The 9,067-nt window shown below is 62.7% G+C and carries 11 protein-coding genes; 10 read left to right on the forward strand and 1 reads right to left on the reverse strand.

Annotated features, from left to right (window positions below; translation table 11 throughout):
* The 8 genes from EN925_RS11720 to EN925_RS11755 form a co-directional block, all read left to right on the forward strand.
* A partial coding sequence (locus tag EN925_RS11720) for a cupin domain-containing protein (protein ID WP_128336551.1) occupies window positions 1-840 on the forward strand: 840 nt, incomplete at its 5' end.
* 55 nt (window positions 841-895) lie between these two features.
* Window positions 896-2,053 carry a hypothetical protein gene (locus EN925_RS11725; RefSeq protein WP_013529859.1) on the forward strand — a complete coding sequence of 386 codons (1,158 nt, stop codon included), beginning with the start codon at window positions 896-898 and terminating at the stop codon, window positions 2,051-2,053.
* A 6-nt stretch (window positions 2,054-2,059) separates the two neighbouring features.
* Window positions 2,060-2,470 carry a RidA family protein gene (locus EN925_RS11730; protein ID WP_013529860.1) on the forward strand — a complete coding sequence of 137 codons (411 nt, stop codon included), beginning with the start codon at window positions 2,060-2,062 and terminating at the stop codon, window positions 2,468-2,470.
* Between the two features lie 26 nt (window positions 2,471-2,496).
* Window positions 2,497-3,117 (forward strand): glutathione S-transferase family protein, encoded by a 621-nt coding sequence (locus tag EN925_RS11735; RefSeq protein WP_013529861.1) that lies wholly within the window; start codon window positions 2,497-2,499, stop codon window positions 3,115-3,117.
* Window positions 3,117-4,046, forward strand: coding sequence for a 5-formyl-3-hydroxy-2-methylpyridine 4-carboxylate 5-dehydrogenase (gene fhmpcd1 / locus EN925_RS11740; protein WP_024505124.1), 930 nt, complete (start codon window positions 3,117-3,119; stop codon window positions 4,044-4,046). Before EN925_RS11735 ends, fhmpcd1 begins: the two co-directional genes overlap by 1 nt.
* Before the next feature lie 130 nt (window positions 4,047-4,176).
* Window positions 4,177-5,007: an ABC transporter ATP-binding protein gene (locus EN925_RS11745; protein ID WP_013529863.1), complete on the forward strand. Its 831-nt coding sequence runs from the start codon at window positions 4,177-4,179 to the stop codon at window positions 5,005-5,007.
* Entirely contained in the window at window positions 5,004-5,819 is an 816-nt protein-coding gene (locus EN925_RS11750) for an ABC transporter permease (protein ID WP_027163703.1), read from the forward strand. The genes EN925_RS11745 and EN925_RS11750 overlap by 4 nt, the downstream gene beginning before the upstream one ends.
* 38 nt (window positions 5,820-5,857) lie before the next feature.
* Window positions 5,858-6,868 carry an ABC transporter substrate-binding protein gene (locus EN925_RS11755; RefSeq protein WP_024505123.1) on the forward strand — a complete coding sequence of 337 codons (1,011 nt, stop codon included), beginning with the start codon at window positions 5,858-5,860 and terminating at the stop codon, window positions 6,866-6,868.
* Window positions 6,869-6,906: 38 nt separating this feature from the next.
* Here EN925_RS11755 and EN925_RS11760 read toward each other — a convergent pair whose 3' ends face one another.
* A complete protein-coding gene (locus tag EN925_RS11760) occupies window positions 6,907-7,332 on the reverse strand; it encodes a hypothetical protein (RefSeq protein WP_063172982.1) in 426 nt (141 codons plus the stop codon).
* Between the two features lie 139 nt (window positions 7,333-7,471).
* Here EN925_RS11760 and EN925_RS11765 point away from each other — a divergent pair, with 139 nt between their 5' ends.
* Together EN925_RS11765 and EN925_RS11770 are read left to right on the forward strand one after the other, a co-directional pair.
* Window positions 7,472-8,461, forward strand: coding sequence for a BMP family protein (locus EN925_RS11765; protein ID WP_244506860.1), 990 nt, complete (start codon window positions 7,472-7,474; stop codon window positions 8,459-8,461).
* Between the two features lie 76 nt (window positions 8,462-8,537).
* Window positions 8,538-9,067 (forward strand): ATP-binding cassette domain-containing protein (locus EN925_RS11770; RefSeq protein ID WP_128336553.1); only part of this gene is annotated, 530 nt, incomplete at its 3' end.

A 9,067-nucleotide genomic window follows, 5' to 3' on the forward strand; every position in this document is an offset into this window, starting at 1 on the left:
GCCTACCGCCTGAACTATCCCGACGAGATCATGCCGCCGCACAAGCACTCGCCGAGCGCCATCCGCTTCGGCCTGACGGGCAAGGGCAATTTCACCGGCGTCGAGGGCGAAGACGTGGTCTTCGGCCCGGGCGACATGGTGCTGACGCCCAACGACGCCTGGCACAATCATGGCACCGTTGGCGGCGAGCAGGCGGTCAACCTGTCGGTGCTCGACCTGCCGCTGGTCGAAACGCTGCATGCCGTCCATTTCGACCACAAATACACCGAGATGGTCGACGGCAAGGAAGTCGAGAAGAAGGTGCAGACCGCCCGCTATCCCAGCGACTACTCACAGCGCATCTATGGCGAAGGTGGCCTGATGCCGCGTTTCGTCGACCACAAGCGCGGCGGCGGCCTGTCGTCGCCGATGTATGTCTATCGCTGGGAGAAGATGGAAGCGGTTCTCGACGCCCACAAGGATTGGGATGGCGACCCCCATGAAGGCATCGTCATCGACTATGTCGATCCGACGACCGGCGGACCCGTCTTCCACACCATCAATTTCTACGTGCAGATGCTGCGCCCCGGCGAGAAGACCTTGCCGCAGCGCGAGACCGCCAGCCTGCTCTTGGCGCCGTTCCGCGGCAACGGCCATTCGATCATCGACGGCAAGCGCTATGACTGGAACCAGTTCGACACCATCGCCATACCCGGCGGTTCCTGGGTCGAGCATGTCAACGGCTCGTCGAGCGAGCCGGTGATCTTCTTCGGCGCCACCGATGCGCCGACGCAAAAGGCGCTGCTCCTCTACAAGCGCTGGGGCCGCAACCAGGCCGGCGATCTGCTCCGTCTCGTCTAGTTCCGGTCCTCCGGCAGGCAATGTCCGCGCCGCCATTGGCGGCGTGGACATCGAAATGGAATTTCAGCAGCAAGGGCGTATGCATTTGGTTTCGGCGTTCAACACAAAGCAGATCGGCCATGTCGACTGCCCAGGCGGCGGTCAGGTCTGGGTCGACGGCAACATCCTCTATATCGGCCACATGCGGCCGCCGAGCGGCACGACGCTGGTCGACATTTCCGACCCGCGCAATCCGCGCAAAATTACGACGATCGATGTCCCGCCCGGTTGGCACTCGCACAAGGTGCGCGCCAAGGACGGACTGATGATCATCAACCACGAGCGCTTTGGCGACGCCGGCCCGGCTGATTTCGGCGGCGGACTGGCGCTCTATGACACCACCAAGCCGGCACAGCCGAAGCTCATCTCGAAATGGATAACCGGCGGCAAGGGCGTCCACCGCTACGACTTCGACGGCCGTTACGCCTACATATCGCCGACCGCCGACGGTTATGTCGGCAACATCGTGATGATCCTCGACCTGATCGATCCCGCGAAGCCGGTCGAGGTCGGACGCTGGTGGATACCGGGCCAGTGGACCGGGGGCGGCGAAGAGTATCCTTGGCACGACTATGTCACGCCGCGCTGTCACCATCCGCTGCGAATGGGCGACAGGCTCTATGTCAGCTACTGGCATCATGGCCTGTTCATCCTCGACATTTCGGACATCACCAAGCCGAAGCTGGTCTCGCACGTCAATTCGAGCCCGAGCTTTCCGCATCCCACGCACACCTGCCTGCCGATTCCACAGCCGCTCAAAGGCCGCAACATCATGGTGGTGGCGGACGAGGATGTCGCCAAGCTTCGGCCATCGCCGCCGGCCTTCACCTGGATTTACGACATCACTGACGAGACCAACCCGTTGCCGATCTCGACCTTCCAGGTGCCAGGCCTCGATACGGACGGTTCACCGCAGCCGCAGATGACCGGCTGCCATCAGCCTTCCGAGCGGTTCAATGGCACCGTCATTCCGTTTGCGTGGTTCGCGCAGGGGCTGCGCCTCGTCGACATCGCCGATCCGTTCGCGCCAAAGGAAGTCGGTCATTTCATGCCCGACGCGCCGGAGGGCGCGGAGCGTTCCTCGTCCAACGACGTGACCATCGACGACCGCGGCATCGTCTACCTGATCGACCGAATCCGCGGCGTCGACATCATCGAAACCAGCGTTCTTTAGGGGGATATGTTGAGCGACAGCACGCGAAAATCCGCCAGCCACTACGCCATCGGCAACAAGAACCCGAACCTGCCGTTTCATCCGGCGGTGCGTGCCGGCGATTTCATCTTCGTCTCGGGCCAGGTGCCGAAAGACGAGAACAACAACATGATCAGCGGCACGATCGAAGAAGAGACGCTGGCGACGCTGAAGACCATCGCGCGCGTCATCGCGCATGAAGGCGCGACGCTGTCGGATGTCGTGCGGATCACCACCTATCTCGAGGATACGCGCGATTTCGGCCGCTACAACAAGGCCTTCCTCGAAGGGATCGGCGACGCCGTTCTGGCGCGCACGACCGTCGAGGCAAAAGCGGTCATCAACACCAAGATCGAAATGGACGCCATCGTCTACAAGCCGCTGCCGGCGAGCAAGTAGGCCCTGGACACTAGCGAGGAGAAGACATGTACAAGCTGTTAGGCCGCCAGACATCAGGCAACGTCCAGAAGGTGCTCTTCATGCTCGAAGAGTTGGGAGCGTCCTACAAGCGCGAGGATTATGGCCGCCAGTTCGAGAACACGCAGACGGCGGAATACAAGGCGCTCAACCCGACCTCCAAGGTGCCGACGCTGGTTGACGGCGACACCGTGATCTGGGAGTCCAACACCATCCTGCGCTATCTCGCGGCATTCGGCGGCGAACAGTTGAATGGCGCTACGCCGGCGGAAAAGACCGAGGTCGAGCGCTGGATGGACTTCCTGCTGGCTGCGGTCAATCCGGGCTACCTGGCGGCCTTCAAAGGCGCCAAGCTCACGCCCGAGGAACAGACCGCCGAATACAAGGAGCAAGTGAAGGACCTTGTCGCGCAGCTCAAGATCGTCGACGGCCACCTGGCCGGCAAGGACTTCCTGGCGCTCGGCAAGCTGACCCTTGCCGACATTGCCTGCGCGCCGATCCTGAAGCGCTGCGTCGATTTCAAGATCGACCGGCCGTCAATGCCCAATCTGGAGCGCTGGGTGGCCGCGATCGCCGCTCGGCCGGCCTTCAAGGCGGCAACCACTGCTGCTCCCGCAAAGGCCGCATGATGATCAAGCGCGCCGCTCTCATCGGACTGGGAACGATGGGTCCAGGCATCGCCGCGCGGCTTTCGCGCGGCGGGCTCGATGTGACGGCGTATGACGTTTCGCCAGGGGCAATCGAGCGCGCCCGCGGCATGCTCGATCTTGCCGGCGGCGTGCTCGACCGTCTCGACATCGAGGCGCCCGGGACTGGTGCCGGCAAAGTGCGTTTCGTCGAGACGATTGCCGAGGCCGTCGATGGCGCCGAACTGGTGATCGAGAACGTGCCCGAGAATATCGACATCAAGGCGCAGACCTATCGTGACATCGATCCGCTGATCGGCCCGTCCGTCATCGTCGCTTCCGACACGTCGGGCATTCCGATCACCAAGCTGCAGGCTCATATCTCGCATCCCGAGCGGATGGTCGGCATGCACTGGTCGAACCCGCCGCACATCATCCCGATGATCGAGGTGATCGGCGGCGAGAAGACCGCGCCTGAAACCGTGGCTGTTATCCGCGATCTCATCCGCTCGATCGGCCTGCTGCCGGTGGTGGTGAAGAAGGACGTTCCAGGCTTCGTCGAGAACCGCGTGCTCTATGCGCTGCTGCGCGAGGCGGTCGATCTTGTCGAGCGCGGCGTCATCGAGCCGGAAGACCTCGACACCTGCGTGTCGTGGGGCATAGGCTACAAGATCGCCGTCATCGGCCCGATGGCGCTGCTCGATATGGCGGGGCTGGATATCTACAAATCCGTCTCGTCCTTCCTGAATGCCGATCTCTCCAACCGCGACGATGTGGCGCCGATGGTTCTGGAGAAGACGGCTGCGTCGAAATTCGGCATCAAGTCGGGCGAGGGCATGTTTGCCTACACGCCCGAGCAGACAAAGGCGCTGCAAGGTGAACGGGCGCGCAAGCTCGTCGCGGTGCGGCGCATCCTGGAAGGCCGGGAGTAGCCAATGTCACATGGTGCGCAGAGGGCCAGCCGGTTTGAGGAGCTCCACCGGTCGGCTGTTTGTGTGAAGGGCGCCTTCGCCATCAAGATGGTGCGGGTGCGGCAGAAAACAGCGCGCGGGGCGACAAGCCATGCGCATTGAAACCATCCGAGCCGCCGGCGACAGGCCGGCCCATATCCGCCATGACGATCTAATCTCCGCCAAGGGCGTTTCGGTGGTCATGGCCCGTCAGCTGATCCTCAGGAACATCGATCTTTCGGTGCCAAAGGGATCATTCGTTTCCCTTATCGGTCCTTCCGGATGTGGCAAGAGCACCTTGCTCAAGGTGCTGGCCGGGCTGGTGCAGCCTACCCAGGGCAGCGTTTCGATCGCCGGGCTCGCGCCGGTCGAGGCGGCGCGCAAGCGGATGATCGGCCTCGTCTTCCAGGACGCCAACCTGCTCCCCTGGAAAAACGCCGTCGACAATGCCTCGATGCTGCTCGGCATCGCCGACAAGTCGCTCTCGCGCTCGGATCTGCGGGCGCGCGGGCAGGAGATGCTGGAACTGGTGGGGCTGGGCGACAGCGCCCACAAGCGGCCAAACGAGCTGTCGGGCGGCATGCGGCAGCGGGTCGCCATTGCACGGGCCCTGGCGCTCGATCCGGCGGTCCTGCTGATGGACGAACCGTTCGGCGCGCTCGATGCCATCACCCGCGATTCGATGGGCCAGTCGCTGCTGGAGATCTGGCAGCGGACCGGCAAGACGATCGTGCTCGTCACCCATTCCATCGACGAGGCCATCCATCTGTCGCGCCATGTTCACGTGCTGGGGATCAAGCCGGGACGGATCACCGAGAGCCTCGACATTGCGCTGCCTTACCCGCGCGACCTGTCGGTCACCGAAGATCCGGAGTTCGTCAGGCTGGTGGTCCAGTTGCGAACGATGCTGCGCTCCAGCCATCAACCGGGAGGCGCATCTTGAGCGACCAACCCATATTCGACCTTTCCGAGCCGCGCCTCGCCTCCAGCTGGAGTGCGGCGACCGGCAGCTGGCTGCCGGCTGTCATCCTCCTGCTGGTGACGATCGTGCTGTGGGAAGCCGCGGTGCGGATCTTTGCCATATCCGCCTTCATCATTCCCGCCCCGTCCGAGATCGCGAAGTCGCTGGTGGCGCAATGGGGCACGCTGATGCAGGCGACGCTGGTGACGGCGGGCGAGATCCTGTTCGGCTTCCTGGTCTCGGTCGTGGTCGGCATTGCCATTGCGCTGGTCATCGTGCGCTTCGATTGGTTGGGACGCGCGCTGTATCCACTGGTGGTGCTGTTCCAGAACGTGCCGAAAGTCGCGCTCGCGCCGATCTTCATCCTCTGGTTCGGCTATGGGCTGGCGCCCAAAATCGGCCTGATCCTGGTCATCGCCTTCTTCCCGGTGACGCTGTCGATGCTGGCGGGCATGCAATCGGTCGACCGCTCGCTGCTGTCGCTGATGAATTCCGTCGGGGCCAGCCCGACGCAGATTCTGTTCAGGATCCGCGTTCCGCACTCGCTGCCGAACCTGATGGCCGGAACCAAGATCGCCGCCACGTTGAGCGTGATCGGCGCCATCGTCGGTGAGTTCGCCGGGGCGTCGGACGGTCTCGGCTACGTCATCCAGTTCGCGTCGACCCAGCTCGACACGGCGCTGGTCTTCGCAGCGCTGCTGCTCGTTTCCGTGCTTGGCATCGCCTTCTACTACGCCGCCGAAATCCTAGAACGCATCGTGGTGCCGTGGGCGCCGAAATTCAGCCAATCCTAGGCCCGCTCGATCAACCAATTCATAAAAGGGAACAAAAAATGCTGAGACGCTCACTTATCAAGGCCGCTACCTTCGCGGCGTTTGTTGCAGCACTCGGTTTTTCCAACGCGGCTCTGGCGGCGGACAAGGTCAACGTCCAGCTCGACTGGGTCGTGCGCGGCAATCACGCCATGTTCTTCGTCGGCAAGGAAAAAGGCTTCTTCGCCAAGAACGACATCGATGTGGCCGAGATCCGCAAGGGATCCGGCTCGCCGGACGCGATGCGGCTGGTGGGCAATGAGAACGCGGATTTCGGGTTCGGCGATCTTCCCACGCTTGCCGTCGCACGGTCGCAGAATGTCCCGGTCGTGGCGCTGGCAGCCGTCAATCAGCACTCGCCGCTGGGGATCATTTCGCTGGCCAAGACGCTGAAGCTCACCAAGCCGTCCGACCTCAAGGGACTGACCATCGGCATTCATCCGGCCGGTTCCACCTACATCTTCTTCAAAGGCTTCCTGGCCGCCAATGGCCTGACCGAAAAGGACATGACGCTGAACAGCGTCTCGCCTCCCTATGAAAGCTATTTGCTGCTTGGCCGGGTTCAGACGGTCGTCGGCTATATCGATGCGGAGGTTCCCGAACTGGAAGCGAAGGCCGGGGGCCCGGGCTCGCTCAGCATCATGATGGGGGCGGACTATGGGTGGAAAGCCTATGGCTCCGGCCTGTTCACCTCGCAGGCGATGATCAAGGACAAGCCGGACGTCGTGCGCCGCTTCGTCAAGGCATATAGGGAGGCCTTCGACTATGTCGTGGCTCATCCGGAAGAGGCCGCCGAGATCACGGCCAAGGCAGCGCCCGGCTATGCGGACAAGAAGGACGTACTGCTGGCGCAGATCAACGCCGACATCGCCTCGACGTTCACCAGCCCCGACACCAAGGAACACGGTCTCGGCTGGATGACGAAGACGCAGTGGGAGGAGACTCTGAAGACGCTGACGGACCAGGGCGTGCTCAAGGCGGCTCTGTCGGCGGACGACGTCTTCACCGACGCGTTCCTGGCGAAAGAATAAGAGGCTCGCGATGTTCGAACGGACGCGGGAATGAGCGCCTACCGGCAGGCCAGGCTGTCCTGCGCCATGGCGCAGGACACATCACGCTCGCCTTTCGCCGCATCGGTGCGGTCGAGCGTGATCTGCACGCGGGTGGCATATGCTCGGCTCGCCAGACCGCACCACAGCCGCTCGACGGGCAGGTTCTCGCGCTTGTCGTTGAGGATCGTGAACGTGCCGGTCTTCGCATCGAACCAGAGCTCGACGCGGGTCTTCTTGCCCGGCTCGATCGTTGCGATCCCGGCCGAATACCAGTGGGCGAAGTCGGCGTTGCAGGAGAGGCCTTCGCTGCCCGCATTCGAAATCGTCAACGGAACCATGTCGAGCCCGTCAGTGCCGGTGCGGACGGCGACATGGTGCAACTCAACCGCGTTGGCGAAGGACGATAACGCCAGCATCACCGGAAGGGCATAACGGATCTTCACTTTGCCTGAGCTCCACAATGTAATTTTTCCTAGGCAGTCTATCTCGCTTTCGCGCAATAACAATAAGAATATTGATTGGTGAAACAACAGAGAGGGTAACATGTTAAAGCTTCTTAAGAGCAGTGTAAGTGCAGTTATATTGACCAGTGTCTTGTTGAGCGGCGCGCTTGCCGGCGAGGTCAAGTCGATCGCCATCCTCACGCCCGAAGAAGGCACGGACTACGGCTGGAACCAGCAAGGCATCGATGCCGCCAAGGCGGCTGGCAAGGCCGCCGGCGTCGAAGTGGTCGTGGCCCAGGGCCTCGGCTATGGCGATGTTCGTCCGACCTTGCGGGAACTTGCCTCCGACGGCGCCAGCCTGCTGATCGCGCATGCCAGCGGCTACAACACCTCGGCGCCTGAAATCGCCAAGGAATTGAAAGTTCCGGTGGCAATCGTCGACACGCCAGCCGGCCTGGAGAAGGGCCTTGTCGCCGACTATACGCTGAGCGGCCACGAGGGCGCCTATCTCGCCGGCCGTCTCGCCGCCAAGGTGTCGCGTTCCAAGTCGGTCGGCATCGTGGTGTCGGGCGAACCGCCATCGTGGAATTCGCAGTCGGCGGCGTTCGCGCAAGGCGTGAAGGCGGAGAACCCGGACGTCAAGATCACCTACGCGGTGATCGGCCCGGCCGCCTACAGCGATGCGGCCGGCGGCAAGCGCGTCACCGAAAGCGTGATCGCGTCGGGCGCCGACATCATCTTCGGCCAAGGCAACGGTTCGAGCTTCGGCATGCTGCAAGCGGTCGAGACAACCAAGGCAGCCGATGGCGGCAAGGTCTATTTCATCGACGTCATCGGCGACAAGTCACCGATCGACAAGGGCTTCCTGCTGTCGTCGGTGGTGTGGAACATCGAGCCGGTCTATGCGGCGATGATTGCCGACCTGAAGGCCGACACGTTCGGCACCAAACACTATACGATCGGCCTCAAGGACGACTCGGTCAAGTTGCTGAAGACCGCTGCGATCCCGGACAATGTCTGGACGGAAATCCAGGCGCTGCGCGAGGACGTCATTTCCGGCAAGATCAAGGTCGAGCCGGTCTATGACGCGGCCGCCGTAAGGGCACTGATGACCAGCGTCGCCCAGTAAGGCGATCATGGTCGGCTGCCGGAGGGGTGATCCGTTCACCCCTCCGGACGATTCCTGTTTTTTGGTGCTGGGCTTCATGAGCGGTTTTTCTTCATCGTCCGTTGCCGGGCGCGACATCGTCGCGCTTGAAGGCGTGACCAAACGGTTCCCCGGCATCGTTGCCAATGACAGCGTCGACCTGTCGATCCGCCCGGGCGAAGTGCATGTGCTGCTGGGCGAGAACGGCGCTGGAAAATCGACATTGATCGGCATGTTGTCCGGCCTGCAGCAGCCTGACGAAGGACGCATACTGGTCGACGGCAAACCGACGCCGATCACCTCGCCACGCCATGCGCTGGCACTCGGCATAGGCACCGTATTCCAGCACATGATGCTGGTGCCGACGCTAACGGTGGCGGAGAACCTCCTGCTTGGCGGGCCGTGGTGGCAGCGCCCCAGGACCGAGGAACTGGCGGCGCGCGTCGCCGAGATCACCGGCACGCTCGGCATCACCGTCAAGCTTCAAGCCAAGGTATCAGAGTTGTCGCTCGGCGAGCAGCAGCAGGTCGAGATCCTGCGCGCGATGCTGCGCAACAGCCGGCTGCTCATCCTTGACGAGTCCACCTC

Source organism: Mesorhizobium sp. M7A.F.Ca.US.006.04.2.1 (assembly GCF_004022915.1).
Taxonomy (GTDB): Bacteria; Pseudomonadota; Alphaproteobacteria; order Rhizobiales; family Rhizobiaceae; genus Mesorhizobium; species Mesorhizobium ciceri.

Coding starts and splice junctions, on each gene's coding strand:
- EN925_RS11725 (WP_013529859.1), top strand. CDS start 896: ATGGAATTTCAGCAGCAAGGGCGTATGCATTTGGTTTCGGCGTTCAAC.
- EN925_RS11730 (WP_013529860.1), top strand. CDS start 2,060: ATGTTGAGCGACAGCACGCGAAAATCCGCCAGCCACTACGCCATCGGC.
- EN925_RS11735 (WP_013529861.1), top strand. CDS start 2,497: ATGTACAAGCTGTTAGGCCGCCAGACATCAGGCAACGTCCAGAAGGTG.
- fhmpcd1 (WP_024505124.1), top strand. CDS start 3,117: ATGATCAAGCGCGCCGCTCTCATCGGACTGGGAACGATGGGTCCAGGC.
- EN925_RS11745 (WP_013529863.1), top strand. CDS start 4,177: ATGCGCATTGAAACCATCCGAGCCGCCGGCGACAGGCCGGCCCATATC.
- EN925_RS11755 (WP_024505123.1), top strand. CDS start 5,858: ATGCTGAGACGCTCACTTATCAAGGCCGCTACCTTCGCGGCGTTTGTT.